17 protein-coding genes are annotated in these 25,606 nt (G+C 52.6%); 5 read left to right on the top strand and 12 right to left on the bottom strand.

The window, feature by feature from the left end; all coding sequences use genetic code 11:
* Window positions 1–227 precede the first annotated feature (227 nt).
* Window positions 228–2,756: a U32 family peptidase gene (locus tag NNL21_RS33290; RefSeq protein ID WP_204819998.1), complete on the bottom strand. Its 2,529-nt coding sequence runs from the start codon at window positions 2,754–2,756 to the stop codon at window positions 228–230.
* Window positions 2,757–3,079: 323 nt separating this feature from the next.
* On the opposite strand from NNL21_RS33290, the gene NNL21_RS33285 reads away from it, so the two are divergent.
* Window positions 3,080–4,048, top strand: a complete 969-nt coding sequence (locus NNL21_RS33285; RefSeq protein WP_204819999.1) for a sugar phosphate isomerase/epimerase family protein — start codon at window positions 3,080–3,082, stop codon at window positions 4,046–4,048.
* Between the two features lie 454 nt (window positions 4,049–4,502).
* On the opposite strand, the gene NNL21_RS33280 is transcribed toward NNL21_RS33285, so the two are convergent.
* Window positions 4,503–4,718 (bottom strand): hypothetical protein, encoded by a 216-nt coding sequence (locus NNL21_RS33280; RefSeq protein WP_204820000.1) that lies wholly within the window; start codon window positions 4,716–4,718, stop codon window positions 4,503–4,505.
* A gap of 285 nt (window positions 4,719–5,003) precedes the next feature.
* Between NNL21_RS33280 and NNL21_RS33275 the strand changes: the two genes are divergently transcribed.
* The gene (locus NNL21_RS33275; protein WP_204820001.1) at window positions 5,004–6,623 is read left to right on the top strand and encodes a nitrite/sulfite reductase; all 1,620 of its coding nucleotides are present in this window, start codon (window positions 5,004–5,006) and stop codon (window positions 6,621–6,623) included.
* A gap of 275 nt (window positions 6,624–6,898) precedes the next feature.
* Here NNL21_RS33275 and uvrA read toward each other — a convergent pair whose 3' ends face one another.
* Together uvrA and uvrB are read right to left on the bottom strand one after the other, a co-directional pair.
* The gene (gene uvrA, locus NNL21_RS33270) at window positions 6,899–9,784 is read right to left on the bottom strand and encodes an excinuclease ABC subunit UvrA (protein WP_204820002.1); all 2,886 of its coding nucleotides are present in this window, start codon (window positions 9,782–9,784) and stop codon (window positions 6,899–6,901) included.
* A 176-nt stretch (window positions 9,785–9,960) separates the two neighbouring features.
* On the bottom strand, window positions 9,961–11,964 hold the full coding sequence (uvrB, locus tag NNL21_RS33265) for an excinuclease ABC subunit UvrB (protein WP_204820003.1): 2,004 nt from the start codon (window positions 11,962–11,964) through the stop codon (window positions 9,961–9,963).
* Window positions 11,965–12,313: 349 nt separating this feature from the next.
* Between uvrB and NNL21_RS33260 the strand changes: the two genes are divergently transcribed.
* Together NNL21_RS33260 and NNL21_RS33255 are read left to right on the top strand one after the other, a co-directional pair.
* Window positions 12,314–13,105, top strand: coding sequence for a flagellar motor protein (locus NNL21_RS33260; protein WP_204820004.1), 792 nt, complete (start codon window positions 12,314–12,316; stop codon window positions 13,103–13,105).
* Window positions 13,092–13,874, top strand: a complete 783-nt coding sequence (locus NNL21_RS33255) for an OmpA/MotB family protein (protein ID WP_204820005.1) — start codon at window positions 13,092–13,094, stop codon at window positions 13,872–13,874. Before NNL21_RS33260 ends, NNL21_RS33255 begins: the two co-directional genes overlap by 14 nt.
* Window positions 13,875–13,959: 85 nt before the next feature.
* Here NNL21_RS33255 and NNL21_RS33250 read toward each other — a convergent pair whose 3' ends face one another.
* From NNL21_RS33250 to ftsE, 5 genes are all read right to left on the bottom strand, one after another.
* Window positions 13,960–15,249 carry a PDZ domain-containing protein gene (locus tag NNL21_RS33250; RefSeq protein ID WP_256555660.1) on the bottom strand — a complete coding sequence of 430 codons (1,290 nt, stop codon included), beginning with the start codon at window positions 15,247–15,249 and terminating at the stop codon, window positions 13,960–13,962.
* A 302-nt stretch (window positions 15,250–15,551) separates the two neighbouring features.
* Window positions 15,552–17,015, bottom strand: coding sequence for a S41 family peptidase (locus tag NNL21_RS33245; protein WP_204820007.1), 1,464 nt, complete (start codon window positions 17,013–17,015; stop codon window positions 15,552–15,554).
* Window positions 17,016–17,144: 129 nt separating this feature from the next.
* Window positions 17,145–18,347, bottom strand: a complete 1,203-nt coding sequence (locus NNL21_RS33240) for a murein hydrolase activator EnvC family protein (RefSeq protein WP_204820008.1) — start codon at window positions 18,345–18,347, stop codon at window positions 17,145–17,147.
* 11 nt (window positions 18,348–18,358) lie between these two features.
* Window positions 18,359–19,276, bottom strand: a complete 918-nt coding sequence (gene ftsX, locus NNL21_RS33235; protein ID WP_204820009.1) for a permease-like cell division protein FtsX — start codon at window positions 19,274–19,276, stop codon at window positions 18,359–18,361.
* On the bottom strand, window positions 19,266–19,952 hold the full coding sequence (ftsE, locus tag NNL21_RS33230; protein ID WP_204820010.1) for a cell division ATP-binding protein FtsE: 687 nt from the start codon (window positions 19,950–19,952) through the stop codon (window positions 19,266–19,268). The genes ftsX and ftsE overlap by 11 nt, the downstream gene beginning before the upstream one ends.
* A 260-nt stretch (window positions 19,953–20,212) precedes the next feature.
* Here ftsE and NNL21_RS33225 point away from each other — a divergent pair, with 260 nt between their 5' ends.
* On the top strand, window positions 20,213–21,709 hold the full coding sequence (locus NNL21_RS33225) for a VanW family protein (RefSeq protein ID WP_204820011.1): 1,497 nt from the start codon (window positions 20,213–20,215) through the stop codon (window positions 21,707–21,709).
* A 93-nt stretch (window positions 21,710–21,802) separates the two neighbouring features.
* Here NNL21_RS33225 and argH read toward each other — a convergent pair whose 3' ends face one another.
* The 3 genes from argH to argF form a co-directional block, all read right to left on the bottom strand.
* A complete protein-coding gene (argH, locus tag NNL21_RS33220; protein WP_204820012.1) occupies window positions 21,803–23,221 on the bottom strand; it encodes an argininosuccinate lyase in 1,419 nt (472 codons plus the stop codon).
* A 120-nt stretch (window positions 23,222–23,341) separates the two neighbouring features.
* Entirely contained in the window at window positions 23,342–24,580 is a 1,239-nt protein-coding gene (locus NNL21_RS33215) for an argininosuccinate synthase (protein WP_204820013.1), read from the bottom strand.
* A 54-nt stretch (window positions 24,581–24,634) separates the two neighbouring features.
* The gene (gene argF, locus NNL21_RS33210; RefSeq protein ID WP_204820014.1) at window positions 24,635–25,591 is read right to left on the bottom strand and encodes an ornithine carbamoyltransferase; all 957 of its coding nucleotides are present in this window, start codon (window positions 25,589–25,591) and stop codon (window positions 24,635–24,637) included.
* Between the last annotated feature and the right edge of the window lie 15 nt (window positions 25,592–25,606).

Raw genomic sequence — 25,606 nt, 5'->3', positions numbered from 1 at the left:
AGTAATATAATGTTACTATTCGCGTTTATTTGCTAAAATCCTTGCCACAATTGACGATATTACTCGAAATGTGGATATGTATAACAGCCTCAGGCATTATTCTCCATTTAGTTACCCTAATTGATTATCGGTTGATTCATAAATTACTTGATATTCATAAATATTGTTAAAAAGAAAGAGAGCTTGCAGATGTTCGCATCCGATTACTCTCTCTCTATTTCAATATCTTATTTTACCAGCTGTCCACGCGTCACACCTAGTTGATTTATGGCCTTCAGACTGCGCCATACTTGAGTACCATTAATACGGCCTGCAAGAGCATCACTATAAAGGTCGATGACTTCCTCCACTTTATCAGCTGTTTCCTCGAGAAATTCGATACGGAACGAGGCGACGCCCAGATCGGCAAATTGTCTCAAGTACTCGGCGCCGGATTGCTCGATCGCGTTATAGACGGTATTACGGCAGCCTTCATCCACTCGCACCGGGTGGGACATGCCGATTCGGTCCTGCAGCGAAACACGGCGCTCTTCGCACGGCCGGCCACAGTTTGTAAAGTCGGTCCCTTCACTAAGGAAGGTGCAATACACGCAATGCTCCGTATGGAACATCGGCAAATGCTGGTGAATGACGACTTCCATCTTCGACGTGTCCGTGCGGCGCAGTAAATCAAACATCTGCTGGACGTTCAGGTCATAGGATGGCGTAATCAAGCTGCAGCCTGCATCAACGAACAAATCCGCCGCTTTATGATTGGCGATGTTCAAGGAGAAATCACCGATCAGCTGCGGGAACGGCTCCACCGTGCGTTCGGCACGCGCTCGCAAATAATAATATAGCGCTCCCGTGTTGCGTACGAGTACGGCATCCGGCTGCATTCTCAAGATACTTGCGTGGTAGCCGTTCTCGCCCGGCATATGAATGCGGGGTGTAGCCAAAGCGATCGGTTTACCGGCATTCCGGGCAATTTCCATCGCTGCCGGGAACTGCTTAACGAATTCAAAGTCCGCTATAACCATCCCTACGCCGGTGCGCACCGCCGCCTCTACTTGCGGCAAGCTGCGGCATAGCGCCGTGAGCCGAGCGGCAGCAGGACGATTGCTATTATTAGTAGAAACGTCCGCTGTGTCCCTTACTCGCACATCCGAGTACGTATCCACCGGACGCTTTACATACACTGGCGGTTTTGGCCGTTCACCGGCGAGCTGCTCTACAGCTTCACGCCTCATCCGGTTCAATTCACGGATCGGCACAATCAAGTCGCCCTTCAGCTCCGCGTCCAACGCCTCGAGCTGATAGACAGTGCCGCCAAGACGGCCTAGCTGCTCTTCGAGAAGCGCCTGATCCATCGGCCGCTTCTGCGCTTGCTCCAGCTCCAGCTCGGAGACGACCTCAACAGTCGTTTCTTTCTGCACATCCGTCCACCACGTACGGAGCGGTTGACCCAGAACGCCTAGCACCTTCACATGAAGCGGGAAAGTCCGATAGGGCTTCTCGGTCTCGAACGTAGCTCGAAGACGACGGTCGAGTGCGGGATCATTCGTCTTCCACACCCGATCACCCACATGCACCCTGCGCAAATCGATATCATTGCGGCCCGGCACCAGCTCCAGAACCGTGCCTTCCTGAGCCTCGCCCTCCAGCTTGACTCCCTGGCGCCGTAAATCGTAGACGCGCCCGCCTTCTTCCTTCTTGGTCGGGTCTCCCGCGTCGAATACAATTCCGTCTCCGCGCTTCAGCGGCGCTTCGAGCTTGCAGACAACCGCATCCCGCAGCACACGCTCCACGCGACCCAGGTAGACGCCGCGGCTCTTAGGGAACGTTCCTTCAACGAGCTGCTTGTTGTTCGTTCCGCTCAGAAATCCATGTGTGAAGCCGCGTGAGAAGCTCTGCTGCAGCTCGCGCATCTCTTCTTTGGAAGGAGCTGACCGGTCACCGTCGAAATAACGGTCTATCGCGGCGCGATACTTGCTGACGACATTCGCCACATACTCCGGCGTCTTCAACCGTCCTTCGATCTTAAACGATGTAACGCCGGCTTCAATGAGCTCCGGCATTAAATCGATTGCAGCTAAATCCTTCGGTGATAACAGATAAGTAACATCGCCCATCGGCATCCGCTCGCCATCTACCATAAGGTCGTACGGCAACCGGCAGGCTTGTGCGCATTCTCCGCGATTCGCAGAACGTCCGCCCCACATCTCCGATGTCAAGCATTGCCCGGAGTACGATACACACAGTGCCCCGTGTACGAATACTTCCATCGGCAATTTCGCTTGTTCGCCGATCTTTTTGATTTGCTTCAGATTATTCTCCCGGCCAAGAACAACACGCTCAATATCGAACGGCTTCGTGAATTCCACAGCTTCCGGTGACGTAATTGTCATCTGGGTCGAACCATGGATCGGGAAATCCGGTGAAAGCTCGCGGATCAGCTTAACAAGTCCAAGATCCTGTACAATAACCGCGTCGACGCCGGCATCAATACATGCTTCGATTAAGCGCTTCGCATCCTCCAGCTCATTCTCGAACACCAATATATTAAATGTAAGGAACCCTTTCACACCATAGCTATGCAGAAAAGCCATAATTTCCGGCAGCTCGTCCGTTTGAAAATTATTCGCCCGTGCCCGCGCATTAAATTTCTCCACTCCAAAAAATATCGCATCGGCGCCGTTTGCTACGGCCGCTCTCATGCAATCCCAGTCGCCGGCCGGTGCCAGCAGCTCTACATCTCCGCGTTTCAACTTACTCATGTCTTACCGCCATCCTTTATATACTTACTAGTCTCTTAAGTGTAACAGAGCCTGGCCCGTGATTCCACAGCGTTTCAGCTGTTAGTTATTATGAGATTCCCGCCGTCGGCAAAATAAATTCTATTTTGCCATCCAATGGATACGACCTGTCGAAAATAATCGATTCCATGCGAATAATAGCAAAGCAGGGAATACATTCTCATGTTTGCTATTTAATTATGTGATTTTGTTATTTGATCATAAGGAGCTTTTCTCTTCAAATGGTCATGCTATAATAAAACCATACATTAACACTTATGATTAAACGGGAGGTTTTTTAAACTATGAAACTCGGTGTATTTTCCGTTCTATTTGCCCAGAAACCATTCGAGGAAGCACTCGATTACATCGCTTCCAAAGGGCTGCAAGCGATCGAGATCGGTACAGGCGGCTACCCAGGCAACGCGCATTGCGATCCCGACGTGCTGCTCGCGGACGAGAGCAAGCTGCAAGCATTCAAAGAAGCCATCTCCTCTCGCGGCCTAACGATCAGCGCCCTGAGCTGCCATGGCAATCCGCTGCATCCGCAAAAGGCGATTGCAAGCGAGCATGATGCGATTATCCGCAAAACAATCGCACTCGCCGCTAAGCTTGGCGTACCGGTTGTTAACACGTTCTCAGGCTGTCCTGGCGACCACGAAGACGCGAAATATCCGAACTGGCCGGTAGCGCCATGGCCAAACGACTTCCAGGATATTCTGAAATGGCAGTGGGAAGAGAAGGTTATTCCGTATTGGACCGAAATTGCCAAATTAGCGACTGAGCATAATATCAAAATCGGTCTCGAGCTTCACGGCGGTTTCTCCGTACATAGCCCGGCAACGCTGCTTCGCCTGCGCGAAGCTACCGGTGACGCGATCGGCGCGAACCTTGACCCGAGCCACATGTGGTGGCAAGGGATCGATCCGGTGCAAGCGATCCAAATTCTTGGACGCGCTGGCGCCATTCACCACTTCCACGCGAAGGATACATCGATCGATCCCGTGAATATCAACCACCATGGTGTGACGGATATGCAATCCTATGCGCTGATGCTTGACCGCGCATGGCAGTTCCGTACCGTTGGCTATGGACATGACATGAAGGTATGGGCGGATATCATGAGCGCGCTCCGTCTTGTCGGTTACGACTATGTCGTCAGCATTGAGCATGAGGACGGCCTCATGTCAGTGGACGAAGGCTTCACCAAAGCGGTCCAAAACCTTCAGCAGGTGCTCATTAACGAGCCGCTGGGAGAAATGTGGTGGGTATAAGCTTCGGCTTGTCTGACCGTATATAAACCACAAACACAAAACAGTCCAACACTTGCTAACGTGTTGGACTGTTTTTACGTTGAACGTTCTGCGAGCGGATCTTAACATAGTCAGGCTGCTGAAAAGTGAGACAATTTGCAAAACCGATTAACCTTATGCAATAGACGACACTGTAATTATTGCATAATTACACATAATAAATATCTGTGTTTTCCTTCTCGAACACTATTGATAGTTATATAAATTCAGATCAAAAAAACCTATATAATAATTCGATTTAATTGCATATTAACAACTATCGAACTCAATTCCTCCATCTTCAAAAACCACGTGAAATTGGAGCATTAATTCCGGCCATCCTCATCCACTTCCAGCAACGAAAAAAGCCGCCAGAGTCTTGTCGCACAAGACCCCAGCGGCTTATTATGCTTTCACACGGGATTTCCCGTTTGAATTAGCCCATCCACACTTTTACAACCATCACATAGTTAGCAAACAGGAATACGAGGAGTGCAACGGTCGTAAATCCGATTGCAAAGATGTTCTTCTTCGGACGTGCCATCAAAAGACGCACCCAGCCGATGAAGATGACCAATGTGAACAGCAGCATCATGATATCAAACGGTTCGAACGTACTTGCCGCTTGCGCAGCTTCTTCTGCGAGAAACATGGGGGGGACCTCCTTCTTATCACACGTTACCTATCTTAGTTTATGTTATCCGTAACTGGGCTTTGTTGCAAGTCCGAAATGCGAATCGTAACAACTTTGTCACCATTTATTTTCTTTTCCTTCATTATAACCTGTATCAATATTTCGTATCATAAAAACTTATATAGATGAAGCACACCGTTATTGTCGCTTTATGTAAAATATGATACCATTTCTGAAGAATATTCATACCAGAAATGTCGGATTTGAATGAAGGATGATATTGCAACTAGGAGGAATCACCCCATGACTTATGAGCCTATATGGATGAAGGACCCATCCAAACTGAATAAATTCGAATTGATCAAAATGGAAAAGGACGGCTTGGACGTCATCCGCACCATTATTGATCAGTATGCCAAGGAAGGCTACGACGCCATTCCAGAGGACGACATGAATCGGTTCAAATGGGCTGGTGTTTATGAGCAGAAGCCCCGTGACGGCCATTTCATGATGCGTGTCCGCATCAACACCGGGATCATCACGGCACCGCAAGCACGTGCGCTTGCTTCGATCGCTCGCGATTATGGCCGCAATCTGATCGACGTGACAACACGCCAAGCGATCCAGTATCACTGGCTGCGCGTTGAGAACCTGCCGGACATCTTCAACCGCCTCGAAGAAGTCGGTCTTTACTCCTATGAGGCTTGTGGTGACTGCCCGCGCACAATTGTCGGCAACCCCCTGGCAGGAATCGACAAGGATGAGTTAATCGACACGGTCGACATTGTCGAAGAAGTGAATGAGTTCTTCCTTCTGAACCGCGATTTCTCAAACTTGCCTCGTAAATATAAAATGTCCATCACTGGCAACATTTATAACAATGCGAATGCAGAGATTAATGACCTTGCATTCGTGCCGGCCACTAAAGTAATTGACGGCCAAGAAACGATCGGCTTCCACGCATTTGTTGGCGGCGGCCTTTCAGCTAAACCGCATCTGGCCCAAGAGCTGGATATCTTCATTCACCCGGAAGAAGTATTGAAGGTAGCGATCGGCGTTACCACGATCTTCCGCGATTACGGTTACCGCGAGAAACGTCACCACGCCCGGCTCAAGTTTCTTGTTGCCGATTGGGGCGTAGAGAAATTCAAAGACAAGCTAATTGAGCTGATCGGCGATATGCCTTCCAAGGGCGAGAACAAAACGGTGGGCTGGAATGCTGTGTACTATGATGGCACTTACGAGCAGAAGCAGGATGGTCTCCATTTTATCGGCTTGAATGTACCTGTCGGCCGTACAGAGGCTGCCGAGTTCGAACAACTGGCTGATATCGCTGAGAAATACGGCGACGGTAAGATCCGCACTACGATGTCCCAAAACATCATTCTGAGCGGAATCCCAACCGAGAAGCTCGAGGAAGTGCTGCAATCGCCTGTTCTCGTCCGCCTGTCGCCTCATGCGAAGCCATTCATGAGCCGTACCGTATCGTGCACAGGCAATGAGTTCTGCAACCTCGCCGTTGTCGAGACGAAAGAGCTCGCACGCCATGTTGCCGAATATCTGGATGCTCATGTTGAATTAGATGAAAAAATCCGCATTCACATCATCGGCTGCCCCAACGCTTGCGGACAGAAGCATATTGCTGACATCGGTTTGCAGGGCGCCCTGATCCGTACCCCAGACGGTACGGTCGATGCCTTCGACATCGCAGTCGGCGGCATACTCGGCCCAGGCGCGAAGTTCAACCACACGCTCAAAGGCCGCGTCAAAAGCACCGAAATTGGCAGTGTCCTGGCAAAGCTTGTTCTGTTCTATAAAGAGAATCGCGAAACGGGAGAATCCTTCCATCATTACGTGAATCGGGTCGGCGCTTCGGCTTTCCAAGAAAAGTTGAACGAGCTTCTTGCTGCCAAAACTCAATAGCTCTCATTCGCTTGATCATCTCAAGCAGATACGAACAAAACCTCCACAGGGGCCTTCCGGTACTTGTGGAGGTTTTTTAATACCAACCCCTGCGGCAGAACTGGCGTATGCCCGATAGACTTTATCGAAGTTTGCCCTTCTAACGTGTATTCGCGCGATAATAAACACAAAACCCTCCGGGACAACGCATTACGCGCCGCATCCCGGAGGGCTTTGTTTGGAGAGAGCACGACCATAACTTGCTTAACAAATCTTACAGTTGCTCGCCTTCGCCGTTAATCCGCACGACCCGCGGCTACGCCCTCCGATGCGAGATTCGCATCCTTCGTCCGCTGGCTGTCCCGCTCCAATATCGGCTTCAGGTAACGGCCTGTATAGGATCCATCGACTTTGACTACCTGCTCAGGCGAACCCGTCGCCACGATCGCACCGCCGCCGCTTCCGCCCTCCGGACCCAGGTCGATCAAGTAATCGGCCGTCTTAATGACATCCAGATTATGCTCGATGACCAATACCGTTTCGCCGGAATCAACAAGGCGGTGCAATATGACAAGCAGCCGATCAATATCATCCACGTGCAGTCCTGTCGTAGGCTCATCAAGAATATACATCGTCTTGCCCGTGCTGCGGCGATACAGCTCCGCCGCTAATTTAACCCGCTGTGCTTCACCGCCGGACATCGTGGTCGCCGGTTGACCCAGCGTCATATAGCCCAGACCTACATCCAATAGCGTCTGCAGCTTGCGATGAATACGCGGCACGTTCGTAAAGAAGTCACAGGCATGTTCAATGGTCATCTGCAGCAGGTCTGCGATATTCTTGCCTTTGTATTTAATGTCCAGCGTCTCCCGGTTGTATCGTTTACCCTTACAAATTTCGCAAGGTACATAGACATCCGGAAGGAAATGCATCTCGATCTTAATAATACCGTCCCCGCGGCAAGCTTCACAGCGACCGCCTTTGACGTTAAAGCTGAAGCGTCCCTTCTTATAACCGCGTACTTTAGACTCGGTTGTCGTCGCATACAAATCCCGAATATCATCGAATACACCGGTATACGTGGCCGGATTCGAGCGCGGTGTACGTCCGATCGGAGATTGATCGATTTCAATCACCTTATCAATATGCTCCAGGCCGCGAATTTCTTTATGCTGGCCCGGGCGGACTTTCGCACGGTTCAAGTCTCTTGCCAACGTCTTGTAGAGGATCTCGTTCACAAGCGTGGACTTGCCTGACCCGGAAACACCGGTGACAGCTGTGAATACGCCAAGCGGCACCTTCACATTAATGCCGCGCAGGTTGTTCTCCTTCGCTCCCCGTATCTCCAACCACTTCTCGCCAGTCGGACGGCGTTTCAGAGGAACCGGAATGAACTTGCGGCCGCTTAAATATGCGCCTGTCAGCGACTTCTCGCTTGCCATCACTTCTGTTGGCGTTCCTTGCGCGACAATATTGCCGCCGTGGACACCCGCACCCGGTCCGATATCAATAATGTAATCCGCAGCCAGCATGGTATCCTCGTCGTGCTCGACGACTATGAGCGTATTGCCCAGGTTACGCATATGCTCCAAGGTTCCAATCAGTTTATCGTTATCCCGCTGATGAAGCCCAATGCTCGGCTCATCCAGGATATACAGTACACCCATTAGGCTGGAACCGATTTGAGTCGCCAGACGAATACGCTGTCCTTCACCGCCAGACAGTGTGCCTGCCGCCCGATTGAGCGTCAAATATTCAAGCCCGACGTTGACAAGAAAGCCCAATCGGCTGTTGATTTCTTTCAGAATCAATTGCGCAATGGTGCGCTCTTTCTCACTAAGCTCTAACCCGTCGAAGAACTGCTGCGCATCGCCAATTGAGAGTGAAGTCACATAGGCAATATTCTGCGCACCGATCGTGACAGCCAGGCTTTCCTTGCGTAGACGATTCCCTTTGCAGCCGCCGCAAGGCTTGGCGCTCATATACTGTTCAATATGCTCGCGGATGCCATCAGAGCCTGTTTCCCGATAGCGGCGCTCCAAATTATGCACGATACCTTCAAACGGTACATAAGCTTCCTTGGCGTGGCCAAAATCATTCTCATACCGGAATCGAACACGCTCCCCGCCGGTTCCGTACATCAGCTTCTTCATATGTTCATCCGACAGTTCGCTTACCGGGACATCCATTGGAATGCCATAATGCTGGCTCACGGCTTGAAGGAATTGAGGATAGTAGTTGGATGTGCTTCCCGCCCACGCCTCAAAAGCTCCACCCTCGATAGACTTCCGGTTATCCGGTACGAGCAAGTCGGGATCGACGATCATTTTGGCACCTAAACCGTCGCAATCCGGACAAGCACCGAAGGGGCTGTTGAAGGAAAACATCCGCGGTGCCAGCTCATCGATACTGAAGCCGCACTGCGGGCACGCGAGCTTGGAGCTGAACATCAGCTCTTCCTTATCCATCACGTCAACCAATACTTGGCCGTCGGACAGCTTAAGCGCGGTTTCAATCGAATCGGCAAGGCGGGTATGAATCTCCTCTTTAATAACGATCCGGTCAACCACCACTTCGATATTATGCTTCTTGTTCTTCTCGAGCTCGATCTTCTCACTCAGATCGCGCAGCTCGCCGTTAATCCGGACACGCACGAAGCCCTGCTTCGAGACATCTGCCAGCAGCTTCGTATGCTCCCCCTTTCGGCCCGAGACGATCGGCGCCATGATTTGCAGCCGGGTCCGTTCCGGATATTCCATGATGCGGTCCACAATCTGCTCCACGGTTTGAGCGGTTATCTCAATGCCATGCTCCGGGCAGTGCGGCTTTCCGACCCTGGCAAACAACAGTCGTAGATAATCATAGATCTCCGTCACCGTTCCGACGGTCGAGCGCGGGTTGCGGCTCGTCGTCTTCTGGTCGATCGAAATTGCCGGAGACAAACCGTCGATAGAATCCACATCCGGCTTCTCCATCTGGCCAAGAAACTGACGCGCATAAGCGGATAGCGATTCGACGTATCGCCGCTGCCCTTCCGCATAGATCGTATCGAACGCAAGCGATGATTTACCCGAGCCGCTAAGGCCGGTAAGCACGATGAATTTGTCGCGCGGGATCGTGACGTCGATATTTTTTAAATTGTGGGCTCTAGCCCCTTTAATTACGATAGAATCGCTGGCCACTTACTTTCTCTCCTCCTGTACGTACAACCTTAGGTGCACATCCGTGCGAACCTGGCAGCCGTGTCTTAGGTTCAGTTGAAGTCCGAGCGGCCTAACCGCCCTTCAACGGTGAGATATACAATGCGGCGACGCCGCTAAGGGCGTTCATCGCTGATGTTTCAATATGATTGGCTGTCTCAGCCCACTTCCGCCTTCAGCTCCAGCAGCGCATCGCGCAGCTCAGCCGCACGTTCGAACTGCAGGTTCTTAGCTGCATCTTTCATCTCGGCTTCGAGACGTCCAACAAGCGCTTGACGCTCTTTCTTCGACATTTTGTTGACGCCGACACCGGTCAAGTAATCGCTCTTCTGCTCAGCTACCTTCGTTGCTTCAATAACTTCATGTATTTTCTTGCGAATCGTCTGCGGCGTGATGCCGTGTTTGACATTGTATGAGGTTTGGATCGTTCGGCGGCGTTCCGTCTCCTTGAGTGCTTTCTCCATGGAGTCTGTGATTTTGTCACCATACATGATGACGCGTCCGTCTGAGTTCCTGGCTGCACGTCCGATCGTTTGGATGAGCGAACGCTCCGACCGCAGGAAGCCTTCTTTGTCTGCGTCGAGAATGGCGACGAGTGTCACCTCCGGCAGGTCAAGCCCCTCCCTCAGCAGGTTAATACCGACAAGTACATGGAAGGTACCCATACGTAAATCTCGTAATATAGCAAGCCGCTCCAGCGTCTTAATATCCGAATGGAGGTAACGCACCTTAATGCCGACTTCCTTCATATAATCGGTTAGATCCTCCGACATCTTCTTCGTTAGCGTCGTGACGAGTACGCGCTCGTCTTTGGCGATACGATCGCGGATTTCGACAAGCAGGTCATCGATTTGGCCTTTGGTTGGACGCACTTCGATAATGGGATCGACCAAGCCGGTAGGACGGATGATCTGCTCAACCATCGTCGGACAATGCTCGAGCTCATAAGGACCCGGCGTGGCCGATACGTAGATGATCTGCTTCATCTTCTCCTCGAACTCTTCGAAGCGAAGCGGTCTGTTGTCCATTGCCGACGGCAGCCGGAATCCATGATCGACCAGGACTTCCTTGCGGGCGCGGTCCCCGTTGTACATAGCCCGGATTTGCGGAAGCGTCACATGCGATTCATCGACCACGACGAGCATATCGTCCGGAAAATAATCCATGAGCGTATAAGGCGTCGCCCCCCGCTCGCGGAACGTCAGCGGCCCCGAGTAGTTCTCGATGCCGGAACAGAACCCCATCTCCTGCATCATCTCGATGTCATAACGGGTGCGCTGCTCCAAGCGCTGGGCTTCCAGCAGCTTCCCTTGCTCCCTCATCTCGGCAAGACGCTCTTCGAGCTCTGCTTCGATATTCTTCAATGCCACGCGCATCGTATCCTCATGGGTAACGAAGTGAGATGCCGGGAATATCGCAACATGGTCGCGCTCGCCGACGATCTCGCCGGTCAGAACATCAATCTCGGTAATCCGCTCGATCTCGTCACCGAACAGCTCGATGCGCATGGCCCGCTCGTTGTTCGCAACCGGGAAAATTTCAATAATATCGCCGCGAACGCGGAAGGTTCCGCGAATAAAGTTAATATCGTTGCGCTGATATTGAATGTCGACGAGCTTATGCAGAATCTGATCGCGCGACTTCTCCATGCCTTTGCGCAGACTCAATACAAGCCCGCCATACTCCGTAGGCGAACCGAGACCGTAAATGCAGGATACACTGGCAACGATGATGACGTCGGTACGCTCGAATAAGGAGCTCGTGGCGGAGTGCCGGAGCTTGTCGATCTCGTCATTGATGCTCGAATCCTTCTCGATATACGTATCCGACGATGGAATATACGCTTCCGGCTGAAAGTAATCGTAGTAACTGACGAAGTAAGAAACGGCATTATCCGGAAAAAATTCCTTGAACTCGCTGCACAGCTGCGCAGCCAGTGTCTTGTTATGTGCAATGACCAACGTTGGCCGGTTCAGCTTCGCGATCGTGTTCGCGATGGTGTACGTCTTGCCTGTACCGGTAGCGCCAAGCAGCGTCTGATACCGCTCGCCCGCTTCAACACCCTCCACCAATTTCTGAATGGCTACCGGCTGATCGCCCTGCGGCGTGTATTCCGATTTCAGCTCGAACGGCTTCCTTTGCCGCGTTTCGTGCACGTCCATGCATTCACACCTCGATTCTATGGCTTCTATGAAAAAAGGCCTATTAAAAGGTTACCCATAAATCCCGATAAATTAGACAGCATCCTATTAAAAAAGTGCATAAATTTGTTGCCCGTTTGCCTTGAGGTAAAGGGTTCATTGTGTCTGCACGGTCATTTCGCATATCTCCGAGCTTCTTCCAGTTCTGTAAGCAAGCTCAAAGCCCCGGACAACATAAGAATATGTGTTCCCATTCGTTTATTATACCGATTTTCGTGGTCCGATGCAATCGGTGGATGTTGACAACAAGATAGATAGCGGCCTGTGAACGGTACATTATAAATCATAAGACGGGGCGTGAAAGAGAAAGATGGACATTACAACGATCATTGGTATTATCGCAGGGATTCTGGCATTATTTCTAGGTTTTTTGTGGGAAGGCGGTCACCCGGAAAGTCTTTTTGAAAAAACGGCCTTGCTGATCGTTATCGGGGGCACGTTCGCGGCAGTTGTGGTCAGCTTCCCTTCCTCCAAGCTCAAGCAAATTCCCGATGCGCTCCGGCATGCCTTCCGCAAGACGGATTCCGAGCCGCATGAGATGATCGACAAGCTCGTGGACATGGCTACGATTGCCCGGCGGGAAGGCGTGCTCGCCTTGGAGACCGAAGCCAATGAACTGAAGGACCCTTTCTTACGCAATGGTCTTCTCATGGTGGTAGACGGAACCGACCCGGAGCTCACCAGACAAATTCTGGAGCTTGAGATCGATGCGCTGGAACGCAAACGGGAGCAGCAGGCGAAAATTTTCGAAGCCGCCGGCGGGTATGCGCCTACCATGGGTATCATCGGCACCGTTATGGGTCTGATCCACGTCCTTAGCAATCTATCTGATCCAGGCTCACTCGGCCCTTCGATCGCTGTCGCCTTCACCGCAACCCTATACGGGGTTGCCAGCGCGAATGTCATTTATTTGCCGCTTGCCTCCAAAATCAAAACATCCAGCATGGAGCAGGTGCAAATGCTGGAGCTCAAGCTGGAGGGTATTCTAGCGCTGCAAGCCGGCGAAAACCCGCAATTAATCTGCAAGAAGCTAACCTCCTTCATGCTGCTGGAGCAGGACAATCCCCTAGCGAAGAAGGTGGGAACGAATGCGGCGGAGTAGAAGGCGTTCCGGTCGGAGCGAAGCTCCGGAAAGCCATGATCGTTGGCTGATTACCTATGCGGATCTGATTACGCTGCTGATGATTTTTTTCGTCATTCTGTACGCGATGAGTCAGCTGGATATGAAAAAGTATGAAGTGCTTGCACAATCGCTTACGTTTGAATTCCGCAAGGCGGACTCGATTCTCGAAGAGGGCTCCGGTTTGACTGGAGCGCTCGATAAGGCTCAGCAGCCGAAGCCTGCCGATACGTCCGGGAAGGTCACCGACCCGGATGAGGAACGGCGTAAGGCGGAGAAGGTTCAGATGGAGCGGGAACTGCAGGATCTGCTGCGTGTCATACAAAGCTACATCAAGGATAACCATCTGGAAAGTCTTGTTTTTGTTGCAGATACGCCAAAAGGAATCGCGATTCGGCTCTCCGATCAATTTCTGTTCGATCTAGGCAAAGCCGATTTGAAAACCAATTCCAAGCCTGTGCTCAATAAGCTCGCCAGCTTGTTCAAGCAGCTCGATAATACCATTAGCATCGAAGGCCATACCGATAATTTGCCCATTCAGGAAGGCGGCGAATTCCAGGACAACTGGGGACTATCGGCCGGCCGTTCATTGTCTGTATTGAGGTATTTCGTAGACGGAGCCAAGATCGATCCGACAAAATTTGAAATCGCCGGTTACGGCGATACTCGCCCTGTCGCTCCTAATACGACGGAAGCCAACCGTCAAAAAAACCGCCGCGTGGAAATCACCGTCATGCGGATCGTAGAGTAAAGCCGAATATGCCCCATGGTCAAGTTGACCATGGGGCGTATTCGTTTAAGCGGTATATGTTTTCTGTTGCCGTCCAGCTTACTTATCAAATCGACGTCGTCGTTTCGCGCTGACGCGCCGTTCGCCCTCCACGGAAGAGGTCCAGAAGCGACGCGGCACCTGGAGCGGCATAGAAGTCCGCCTTCTCGTCCGGGGCCAGTATCACGCCGAGCTGATGATGCTCATTCGCATACCGGGCACGCTGTACAAACTTCAATTGGCCTTCCAGATTGAAGACCTCCAGCTTGCAGAAAGCGGAATGGACATGCAGCGCGGCATACAGCTCTTCAATGGTCCGAACCTTCAAGCCATTGACCTTGTGCAAGACTTCGCCCGCTAGAATACCCATCGCCTCCGCAGGCGTGCCCGGAATAACAGCCAGCACGCGAAGTCCCTGCTCATTATGTACATAAAAGGGGCTGTTCGTCGTTTCCCGCAGCCTGCTCATCAGGACGAGCATCTCATGCAGCAGAAGCGCACACAGCGCGGCAACAACGGTGAGCGGCGACCAGAATGCCGCTCCTACGGCAACTGCTCCTACAAGGAGCGCATACAACAGCAGCGCTGACGAAGCCGCCCGCGCCTTTGCCTTAGGCAGCATCGTGCGGGTCATTTCGGTGAAGCCGATCATCATCGGAAACCCGACCATTGTCCAGCCTCCGCTCCCGAGAAAGCTGCTGTCCAGCAGCGTCGTCCAGGGCAGACCGACGTCGACGCCACTTCCGGAAGCTGTACCTGGAACAAGCATAAGCAGCGGTACCGGCCAATAGCCTTGCAGCATATAACCGCCGATCAGCTTGCCCCGCTTGCCCTCAAGGAATAAGGGGTTTGCAAAACGGGCTCCCTGCATACGTACCAGCAGCGCTTCCGCGAGATGCATGAGCGCCACGAGCACGAGCAGGCCCGGAATGTCCAGCCGGCCCAGCGAAGCTGCCGCCGTTCCGATCCAATCCCCTCGCTCCGCCAGCGGTATCCACAACAGCAGCCACTGCAGCACCCCAAGTATCCCCACGCTATAGGCAAAGCATAAATAACGCACAGACGCTGCGGCCAAGACCGCTGCTGTTCCCCACATCCAGAGCACAGCCTCGCCCGTTACAGACACGCCAAGGAACAACCCCGCGCAGGAAATAAAGAATCCGACCACGATACCGGAGAGTACCGTCCTCATGAGCAGCTGGGGCCAAGCATGCAGACGAACATGGAAGAGCTTGCGCATCATTCGAGTTTGGCGCATGTATTGCAGCATAATCAGTAGAATAGCCACGTAATAATACGGTGTCAGCAGCAGCTGCAGCGCCGCCCCTCCAGCTTGCCGGATCACTTCCCAAGCCATGTCCAACGCGTTCACTCCTTCATTATTCCAAGATTCGATATATTCCCTTCCGATCACCAGCCTTACAATCCATTAGACAACGCCGATATTATTCAGTCCCCACTGGACATCTACTTGCTTTGCAATCATCCACTACGGTTCGAATACACGCCCAAGTCCCTGCGCACAGCACGGATATACCAAAAAAAGAAGGCCGACACCGTAAACGTACGGAGCCAACCTTCTACTCATTCGACATTGGAATGAAAAATCCTGCCGCAGAACCCGCCTTAGCCTCTGCACCATCCATCTAACCGGCCGTTTTAGGGCTTTATCTTTTCACGGACAACGCTGACCGCTTTAATGAGCTGCTCATCGCTATCCTGATCGCGTATGCGAACGATAAGCTGTTCCTCGATTTTCTCTGCAGTCGCTTTGTCTACTTTGCCCGTGACCGGAAGCTTTTCCTTGGTCTGGAACGCGCGAACGCTGCTCTCCGTCTTGGCACTGAAATAACCATCTTTCCGATCTACCTCATATCCCAACGCAACCAGCATCACCTGCAAGCTGCGGGTATCCTCGGATATCGTGTCACGCTCAAGCGTCTTCGCCTTCGACAAGCGGGCAACCGTATAATAATCCGGCGGCAGCACTTCAACGTCCGGCTTGAGCCCTTTCTCATGCACCCAATTACCAAGCGGGGTCAACCATTTGGCGATCGTCATCTTGACCAGGCTTCCGTCTCCAGTCACTTTGTCGTAGCTGACCTGAACCGTGCCTTTGCCGAATGTTGTCTCGCCGACCAGTACGGCATGTCCCGCTTCCTTAAGAGCGCCTGCCAGAACTTCCGAAGCGCTCGCGCTTCCTTTATTCATCAGCACAGCAACCGGATATGACTTCCCTTTGCCCTTGGACATCGTTTTTTCTCGCTGTCCCGTCCGGTCTTCAACCTGTACAATCGGCTGCCCTTCTGCAATGAACGGCTGCGCTACGGATACCACAATCGGAAGCACACCTCCCGGATTGTTCCGTACATCGATAACGAGCCCCTTCATCCCCTGCTTCTCCAGCCGCTCAAGCTCTTCAGTGAATCGCTCGCCGGTATTAAGAGAGAATTGGCGGATCTCGATCACGCCGACTCCGTCACTGCGCAAGTTCGCATACACCGTCTCGAAATCAATGTCATCGCGGACAAGCACGAGATGGATCGGGTCGGATACGCCGGCACGTTTAATACTCAGCTTGACCTTCGTCCCCTTGGGCCCGCGTATTTTGGCTACAGCGTCATTAAGGGTGACGCCGTCCAGCTTTTCACCGTTTACCGACAGCAGCACGTCTTTGGCAAGCACGCCCGCTTTTTCTGCCGGAGATCCTTTGATAGGCGAGATAACCGTAATGCTGCCGTTCTGCAGCGTTACCTCGGCACCGATGCCCGTGAACGAGCCTTCGATGGATTCCGAGAAGTGCTTCGCCGTTTCCTTCTCCATATAGACGGAATACGGATCACCCAAGGCAAGCATCATGCCGTTGATCGCCCCGTCTACGACTTTGGAACGGTCCACTTCACGGAAATATTTCGTTTCAATCAACTGAACGATCGCGTTCAGCTTACTTATTTCCCGTGAGCTCAATCCAGCCTTCTCTTTCGTATCCGATGCTACAGCTCCGCTTGTAGTGCCTCCGCTCTCCAGCGCGATCCAGCGGTCGGTCACCATTAGCGTCACTAATACCGAGGCCACGATCGTCAGTGAAATGAAGGCTGCGACAGTACGTCCCTTAAACTGCATGATTATCACCTGCTTTCTATATCAGCACATCCACAACATTCCTAGTATATGACAAGCCGCACCCGATTATTTGTCACGGGTACGGCATCTTGTTTTTTTTGGCAGAAACGACTACTACTTGTCCTGCCCCTATTTAAGATATTGGCTTGGATTGACAGGTTCCTCGTTCTTGCGAACTTCAAAATGAAGGTGAGGACCGGTGGATTGGCCGGTGCTGCCGACTTCAGCAATTTTTTGACCGCGCTTGACGGTCTCGCCTTTCTCGACCTTAATGCCATTATTGCGAATATGGCCGTATATCGTCCACAGACCGTTACCATGATCGATGATGACACAGTTCCCGTACCCGTTCCACCACTGCGCAACCAGAACGGTACCGCCTTCCGCTGCATAAATCGGTGTTCCCGACGGTGCCGCCATGTCGATACCCGCGTGCAGCTTCTTCTTGCCCGAGATCGGATGCGTTCTATAGCCGAACGGCGAGGATAGACGATAGCTATCATGCAGCGGAACTGCGAACTTGCCGCCGGTGTAGTAGGAGGTGACGGCCTTCTTCTTCTTTTTCTTCGCCGCTTCTATCCGCTTCTTCTCTTCCAGAACGGATACTTTCTTCGCTAGGCTCATGAGAAGCTTCTCCTGCTCCTCACTGATTTCCTCCAGCTCCTCGGCCTGCTCGTTAAAGCTAAGCACCATCACTTCCTTCTCTTTCTCCTTCGAGAAGAGAAGCGATTGGTAATTATTGAGCTTGCCGTACATGACCTTCACTTCCGCAAGCGCCTTCTCCACTTCCTGCTTCTTCTGTGCGATGAGCGCACGGTCCTGCTTGTGGCTCGCAAGAATGTCGCGGTCTTGTCCCAGAATGGACTGCAGGGAATCGAACCGGTCGAGGAAATCGCTGAAGCTCGTGGCATTCAACAGCACATCCATATAGGATACGGAGCCGTTGGTATACATGAGGCGAATCCGCGACTGCAGCAGCTCGTCCCGCGAAGCGATCCGCTCTTCCGCTTCCTGCAGCTCTTCGCCGGTCAATAGCAGCTTATCCTTCGTAGCATCGAGCTGAGCTTGAACACCCATCAGCTGCGTGCCTACTTCATCGATTTGCTTCATAATCTCCGCAACGGACTGCGCCGTCACAGTCTTCTGCTGAATGACAGCCTCTCTATCCTTATCCGCTTGATTGCGGTTATGAGCCGCCGCGGCGATCTCTTTCCTGACCTGATCCAGCTCTTTATTAATCTTGTCTACCTGCGATGCAGCTTCCCCGCCGAACGGTTGAAAGATATATACTGCGAGCACGGTTACGGCTAGGATGGCGAGCCATTTTTTCACGTTTCCACCACCTACACTTTCAAGTACTTGCGCACCGACAAGGTGCTGCCCCAAATGCCAATCAACGTGCCGAGTCCAATAATCAGCACTGAGACGAAAAAGCCAATTTCCTTCAACGTGACCAGCTTGATCATCAGCAAGCCAAGTTCAAATTGCGATACATAAATGAGCCTCGAATACCCATAGAGCAGAATTGCCGTCGTAATAACGGATCCAATGATGCCGATTAGAGCGCCTTCAATAAAGAAAGGCCAGCGTATAAAATGATTGGTCGCGCCCACCAGCTTCATGATGCCGATTTCGCGCCGTCGAGCCAGAATGGTGATCTTGATGGTCGTTGAAATAAGAAACATGGCCGTTATTGCAAGACCGGCTACGATGACGAGCCCGATATTGCGCACAGCATTCGTCAGCTTGAACAGCGTCTCGACCTTGCCCTTGCCGTACTTCACGCTTGTGATCGGGTTGGTTTGATCGGCCTTGTTGATCAGCTCGATCTTCTTGGCCGCGAAGGCGATCGTCTGCGGCTCGTACACCTCCACAGTGAAGGAATCCGGCAGCGGATTCTTGTCTTTCTCGTACCCTTGCAGCAAATCCTCGCCGCTCTCACCCAAATTTTTGCGGAGCAGCTCAAGCCCCTCATCCTTCGATACGAACTTCACCTGCTTGACTTCCTTGATGTTGCCGATTTCGTTGCGGAGCTGATCGATCTTCGTTTGATCGGTGTCCAGCTGCAGAAACACCCGTATCTCCACCTGGCTCTCGATCTGATCGGCAAGATTGTTCACGTTCAGCGCCAGCAGCAGAAACCCCCCGAGAATGAAGAGTGAGATCACGATCGAGCTTATGGACGCGAATGACATCCAGCCGTTGCGCAGGACGTTCCTCACGCCTTCGCGCAAATGGCGCAGAATCGTTCTAAGCTTCATAACCGTACTCCCCTCTTGCTTCATCGCGGGCGATGGTGCCGGATTCAATGGCGATGACGCGTTTGCGGAGCGTGTTGACGATTTCCCGGTTATGGGTTGCCATTACAATCGTCGTTCCCCGGAAGTTAATCTCCTCAAGCAGATTCATAATGCCCCATGATGTTTCGGGATCAAGGTTGCCGGTAGGTTCATCTGCAACGATGACGGCCGGGCTGTTGACGATCGCCCGTGCGATCGCGATACGCTGCTGCTCGCCTCCGGACAATTGGGCCGGCAAGCTATTGAATCGATCCTTCAGGCCGACAAGGTCGAGAACCTCCATTGTTCGCTTCTTGATGATGCGGCGGGGAGCTTCAATGACCTCCATCGCGAACGCCACATTCTCGTAAGCCGTCATCTTGGGCAGCAGCCGGAAGTCTTGAAAGATAACGCCGATGTTACGTCGGACATAAGGAATTTTGCGCGGCTTGAGCTTGCCGATATTAAATCCGTTGACCGAAATTTGACCCTTGGTCGGAACTTCTTCACGGTAGATCAGCTTCATGAAAGTGGACTTGCCGGCACCCGACGGTCCAACAAGATATACAAATTCGTTGCGTTCTATTAGAACGGAGACGCCGCTCAAGGCATGAGTGCCGTCCGCGTACGTTTTCCAGACGTCTTGCATTTCAATCACATTATCACATCCTGTAGATAGTCAGCTTTTATGTATTCGACAGGCATTCGATAAATCCTCTACCTAAGACCCGAAATCTGTCATTTTTCATAATTTTCATCTTGCTACATTCCGTCACTTTCGACGAGATTCAGCCTTATTTTCGACATGTTCCCCAAACCACGCTTGTCGAATAAGAACCAAATGATTTCAGGGGCAAATATCCCTCTTCATACGCATATACATGAAGGAATCGCTCTTAGATAAGGTGGTCGAGAATCATGAAACGATTTCATATGGCATGGATCATTCTAATCGCCGCCCTGCTCGCATTCTCTGTTGGCTGGGGACTGTTATGGGTCTATGCACATAGGGATACCGTTCCAGACGGCACAATCGCCGCAGGAGATGGTGGAGGCAAACATGCGGCTGCGGGTGGAGAATATAGGCTAACAAGCAGCACCTCCATCCCCCTTGGCGGCGTCACCGTTGATGCGGCGCTTCAAGAACTGAATCAAAGATCCGATTCTCTCAGAGGCCTTTCCCTCACCCTGGAGGCTAACGGCACCAAGGTTCAGAATAAGACCTGGACGCTCGAACAGCTCGGCTTGCGAATAGACATGAAGAATGCCCGCGATATGATCGCAGGGTTGAAGGTAGGCCGCTTATGGGACAAGGCCAACTACCGCTTGCGCTTTCCTAAGCAGCTTACCGTCAGTATCACTTGGGATTATCGCATTTTTGAAAAGACGGTACGCAGCGAGTGGGGATATCTGGATGCCAGCGAGCCGGTCAACGCGGTCCGGAAGATTACTTCGGAAGACAAAGTCATCTATCAACCGCATCAGGATGCCTACCGGCTGGATACGAAAGCACTGTTCGCCAACGTCGTACAAGCGGTGAAGGCCGAGCTTGACGATGGCTGGGGAATGAATGCCAAGCCGCTCTCGCTGCCGATTGCCATATCCGTCGTCCGCCCGAACGTAACCCTTGAACGGTTAAAGGCGGAAGGCATTGAACGGATGATCATTTCCTTCACAACCGACTTCAAGGCAAGTGGAGCAGGCCGTGTTCACAATGTAACCGTGACGGCCAATACGCTTCAAGACTGGGTGCTGGCACCAGGCGAGGTGTTCGATTACCGTAAAGTCATTGAAGCGACGAGAGTGAAATACGGGTTCCGGGAAGCGCCCGTCATTCTGAACGGGGAGCTCGTACCCGGGATCGGCGGCGGGATCTGCCAAGTATCCAGTACCTTGTACAATGCTGCGCTGCTGATCGGGCTCGACATGACCGAACGGCGCAATCATTCCCTGCCGGTATCCTACTTGCCCAAAGGGCAGGATGCTACTTTCGCGGAAGGGGCTATCAATTTTAAGTTCAAAAACACGACCGGCAAGCATTTGATCATCCGCACCGAGGTCAAGGACCGCAAGCTGACCGTCAAGCTGTTCGGCACCTTGCCCAAAGACGTCCGCTATGCCATCGATTCCAAAACGGTGAAGGTCATCAACCCGCCGGTGAAATTAGTCGCTTCTGCAGCGGTTCAGCCGGGAGGGCGCCTGTTAATGGACGCCGGTAAAGCCGGCTATGTCGTCGAGACTTACCGGACGATGTACCGGGACGGCAAGGTTGCATCACGCAAGCGGATTTCGCGAGATACCTACAAAGCTCAGCCCGTTGTATATGGCGTTGCTCCCGAGAATAGCGGACCTGGTGCAGGTCTGGAAGGTCCCCAAACACAGAAGCAGCTGATCGAGGACGGTGTGAATGAATAGCCCCTGATGCTGCACCCATAAGAAAAAATAAAGAGCCTGCTGCGACCATCCTTCACCGGATGATCACAGCAGGCTCTTCTACTTGGACTATAGTTACAGACTGCTGCGCTTGGCGTACTCTTCCGTCCAAGCTGCCGTCTTCTCGAGCTCCTGTTCCGCACGGGCGATTGCATCGGCCACCTGCGAACGGGCTGTTCCGCCATATACGTTGCGCGCATTAACAACCTGCTCCGGCTGCAGCACCTCGTAGATCCGGTCATCGAACAGCTGTGAGAACTGCTTGAACTCGTCCAGCGACAGGTCAAGCAAATACTTCCCTTGCTGGATGCAGTACAATACGGTCTTGCCGATTACCTCATGCGCTTGTCGGAACGGCAATCCTTTGCCAACGAGGAAGTCGGCGATGTCCGTCGCGTTCGAGAAATCTTGATTGACCGCTTGGCGCATCCGGTCTTTGTTGACCTTCATCGTCGCGATCATCGGCGCAAACAGTTGAAGCGCCCCCTGCAGCGTACGAACGGTATCGAACATACCTTCCTTGTCTTCCTGCATGTCCTTGTTGTACGCGAGCGGCAGTGATTTCAGCACAGTCAACAGGCCGATCAGATTGCCGTATACGCGACCCGTCTTGCCGCGGACCAGCTCAGGCACGTCGGGGTTCTTCTTCTGCGGCATAATGCTGCTGCCCGTACAGAAAGCGTCATCGAGCTCGACAAAATGGAATTCCGTGCTCGACCACAGAATAAGCTCCTCACTCAGACGGGACAGATGCGCCATAATAATGGACGCATGGGACAGAAACTCCAGAATGAAGTCGCGGTCGCTTACCGCATCCAGGCTGTTCTCATAAACGCGGTCGAAATTCAATTGGCTCGCTACAAAATGGCGATCGATCGGGAACGTTGTTCCGGCCAAGGCACCCGCTCCAAGCGGCAGCATATTAATGCGTTTGTAGCTGTCCTGCAGCCGCTCCATATCACGTCCGAACATCGAGACATACGCCATCAAATGATGCGCGAACAGAATCGGCTGCGCCCGCTGCAGGTGCGTGTAGCCCGGCAGAATCGTATCGAGGTTTGCTTTCGCCTGCTCGACGAGTGCGGTTTGCAGCTTCGACAGCAGATCGACGAATTCGACTACCCGTTTGCGAAGGTATAGATGCATGTCCGTCGCCACTTGATCGTTGCGGCTCCGACCCGTATGCAGCTTGCCGCCCACCGGCCCGATTTCGTCGATTAGCGTCTTCTCGATATTCATATGAATATCTTCGTCGGAGACCGAGAATTCGATCTCACCCCGCCTGATTTTCTGCAGAACTTTCAGCAAACCTTCTTTGATCGTATCCACATCGTCCGCAGGCAGAATGCCCTGCTTGCCAAGCATCGTCACATGCGCCAAGCTGCCTTGAATATCTTCCTCGGCCAGCTCTTTATCGAACATGATCGATGCGGTATATTCTTCAACCAGTTGGTCGGTTTTCTTCGTAAATCGGCCGCCCCAAAGTTTACTCACTGTACGTTTCCCGCTCCTTTATAGCCAAAATATACCCCGCGCATCCTACGCGTTCCGGGCCGAACTGCTTGTCTTCACAGGCGGTGGGCCCCGGCGGATAAAGCCGGGGCCCACCTGCCTTTATGATTTCTTGCTTTGCTCCACGCCGGACGATACTTTAAGGCGCAGGGCGTTCAAGCGGATAAAGCCAGTCGCATCGCCTTGATCGTAAGCCTTGGAAGGATCGGCTTCCATCGTCGCGATATCCGGGTTGTACAGGCTTACCGGGCTTTTAACGCCGGCACCGATGATGTTGCCTTTGTACAGCTTCAGACGGACGACGCCAGTTACGTTGTTCTGGCTCTCCTTCACAAGCGCCTGCAGCGCAAGACGTTCTGGTGCGAACCAGAAGCCATTATAAACGAGTGTCGCGTATTTGGAAATGAGCGAGTCACGCAGATGCATCACGTCACGGTCCATCGTGAGCGACTCCATTTTGCGGTGTGCCGTGAACAGCATCGATCCGCCCGGTGTCTCATAGACGCCGCGGCTCTTCATGCCGACGAAACGGTTCTCCACCATATCGACACGGCCGATGCCGTGCTTGCCGCCAAGCTCATTGAGCTTCTCCATGACTTCAAGCGGACTTAGCTTCTCTCCGTTGATCGCCACGCAATCGCCGGCTTCGAATGCCAATTCGACGTATTCCGCCTGATCCGGCGCATCTTCAGGAGATACGCTGAGGACGTACATTCCCTTGTTCTCGTCCGCGCTTGGATCGAACCAAGGGTCTTCCAGCATGCCGCTCTCGAAGCTGATGTGCAGCAGGTTCCGGTCCATCGAATACGGCTTGGCCGCTGATGCTTGAACCGGAATGTTGTGCTTCTCCGCATAGGCGATCATCTCCGCGCGGCCTGGGAACTGCTCGCGGAACTCCTCGCTGCGCCATGGGGCGATGACGGCAATATCCGGTGCCAGCGCAGCAGCTGTCAGCTCGAAGCGCACTTGGTCATTGCCTTTGCCGGTTGCGCCATGTGCAATTGCCGTAGCGCCCTCGGCGCGTGCAATGTCAACCATACGCTTCGCGATGAGCGGACGGGCAATCGACGTACCGAGCAAATACTGCCCTTCATACAGCGCTCCCGCTTGGAACATCGGATAGATGAAGTCCTTCGCGAATTCATCCCGCAGATCATCAATGTACACCTTCGAAGCGCCAGTGGCCAGCGCCTTGGCTTCCAGGCCGTCAAGCTCATCCTTCTGCCCGATATCCGCCGTGAATGCAATGATTTCTGCGTCATAAGTTTCTTTCAGCCATTTCAAAATAACGGACGTATCCAGACCGCCCGAGTAGGCCAGTACGATTTTTTCCTTCGCCATGGTTTCTCAATCGCTCCTCATCTATGATCGTCGGCCCTCGTATGGACCGGCTACTTACATAATTGCTGCCATAATCGCTTTCTGAGCATGCAGACGGTTCTCCGCCTGATCGAAAATGATCGAGTGCTTCCCGTCGATAACACCTTCACTCACTTCTTCGCCGCGGTGTGCAGGCAGGCAGTGCATGAACAAGTAGTCGCTCTTCGCATATTTCGCCAGCTCTTCGTTCACCTGATAGTTCGCGAAAGCGATCTCGCGCTCCTTCTGCTCCTGCTCGAAGCCCATGCTTGCCCATACATCGGTATATACGACGTCGGCGTCTGCAATGGCTTCCTTCGGATCGTGGTGTACCGATATCGTCGAGCCAGTTGCCGCAGCAATGTCAATCGTCTGACGGACAATGTCCTCATCGGGCGCATAGCCTTCAGGCGTTGCCACGGACATATGTACACCCAGCTTAGCCGCACCCATGATGAGAGAATGCACCATGTTATTGCCATCGCCAATATAAGCAACCTTGAGCCCTTCCAGGCGTCCCTTATGCTCCAGAATCGTCTGATAATCGCATAGCGCCTGACACGGGTGGTTCGTATCCGTCAAGCCGTTAATAACCGGCACCGTCGCTCCGCGAGCCAGCTCGATCACTTTGCGGTGTGCATAGGTGCGAATCATAATTCCGTCCAGATAACGGGACAGCGTCTGCGCCGTATCCCATATGGTCTCCCCGCGTCCGATCTGCAGGTCGTTGCTGCTTAAGAAAAGTCCCTGTCCGCCTAGCTGGTACATGCCCACCTCGAAGGAAACACGGGTACGTGTCGACGATTTCTCGAAAATCATGCCAAGCGTTTTCCCTTTGAGCGGGTGATAGATCTCACCGGCCTTCTGTTTGCCCTTCAAATCGATCGCCAGATCAATCAGGTAACGAACCTCTTCCGGCGAAAAATCAGCCAGCGCGATGAAGTCGCGGCTTTTCAGGTTTAACGCCAGTTCTTCCTTTACTGATGGCTGCATACTATGTCACGCTCC

This window comes from Paenibacillus mendelii (genome assembly GCF_024498075.1).
Lineage (GTDB): Bacteria > Bacillota > Bacilli > Paenibacillales > Paenibacillaceae > Paenibacillus_Z > Paenibacillus_Z mendelii.
This window is presented reverse-complemented; position numbering and strand designations above follow the sequence as displayed.

What these genes read in the sequence shown, in the direction of transcription:
- NNL21_RS33290 (WP_204819998.1), bottom strand. Translation starts at nt 2,756, where the DNA reads ATGAGTAAGTTGAAACGCGGAGATGTAGAGCTGCTGGCACCGGCCGGC.
- NNL21_RS33285 (WP_204819999.1), top strand. Translation starts at nt 3,080, where the DNA reads ATGAAACTCGGTGTATTTTCCGTTCTATTTGCCCAGAAACCATTCGAG.
- NNL21_RS33280 (WP_204820000.1), bottom strand. Translation starts at nt 4,718, where the DNA reads ATGTTTCTCGCAGAAGAAGCTGCGCAAGCGGCAAGTACGTTCGAACCG.
- NNL21_RS33275 (WP_204820001.1), top strand. Translation starts at nt 5,004, where the DNA reads ATGACTTATGAGCCTATATGGATGAAGGACCCATCCAAACTGAATAAA.
- uvrB (WP_204820003.1), bottom strand. Translation starts at nt 11,964, where the DNA reads ATGGACGTGCACGAAACGCGGCAAAGGAAGCCGTTCGAGCTGAAATCG.
- NNL21_RS33260 (WP_204820004.1), top strand. Translation starts at nt 12,314, where the DNA reads ATGGACATTACAACGATCATTGGTATTATCGCAGGGATTCTGGCATTA.
- NNL21_RS33255 (WP_204820005.1), top strand. Translation starts at nt 13,092, where the DNA reads ATGCGGCGGAGTAGAAGGCGTTCCGGTCGGAGCGAAGCTCCGGAAAGC.
- NNL21_RS33250 (WP_256555660.1), bottom strand. Translation starts at nt 15,249, where the DNA reads ATGGCTTGGGAAGTGATCCGGCAAGCTGGAGGGGCGGCGCTGCAGCTG.
- NNL21_RS33245 (WP_204820007.1), bottom strand. Translation starts at nt 17,015, where the DNA reads ATGCAGTTTAAGGGACGTACTGTCGCAGCCTTCATTTCACTGACGATC.
- ftsX (WP_204820009.1), bottom strand. Translation starts at nt 19,276, where the DNA reads ATGAAGCTTAGAACGATTCTGCGCCATTTGCGCGAAGGCGTGAGGAAC.
- NNL21_RS33225 (WP_204820011.1), top strand. Translation starts at nt 20,213, where the DNA reads ATGAAACGATTTCATATGGCATGGATCATTCTAATCGCCGCCCTGCTC.
- NNL21_RS33215 (WP_204820013.1), bottom strand. Translation starts at nt 24,580, where the DNA reads ATGGCGAAGGAAAAAATCGTACTGGCCTACTCGGGCGGTCTGGATACG.
- argF (WP_204820014.1), bottom strand. Translation starts at nt 25,591, where the DNA reads ATGCAGCCATCAGTAAAGGAAGAACTGGCGTTAAACCTGAAAAGCCGC.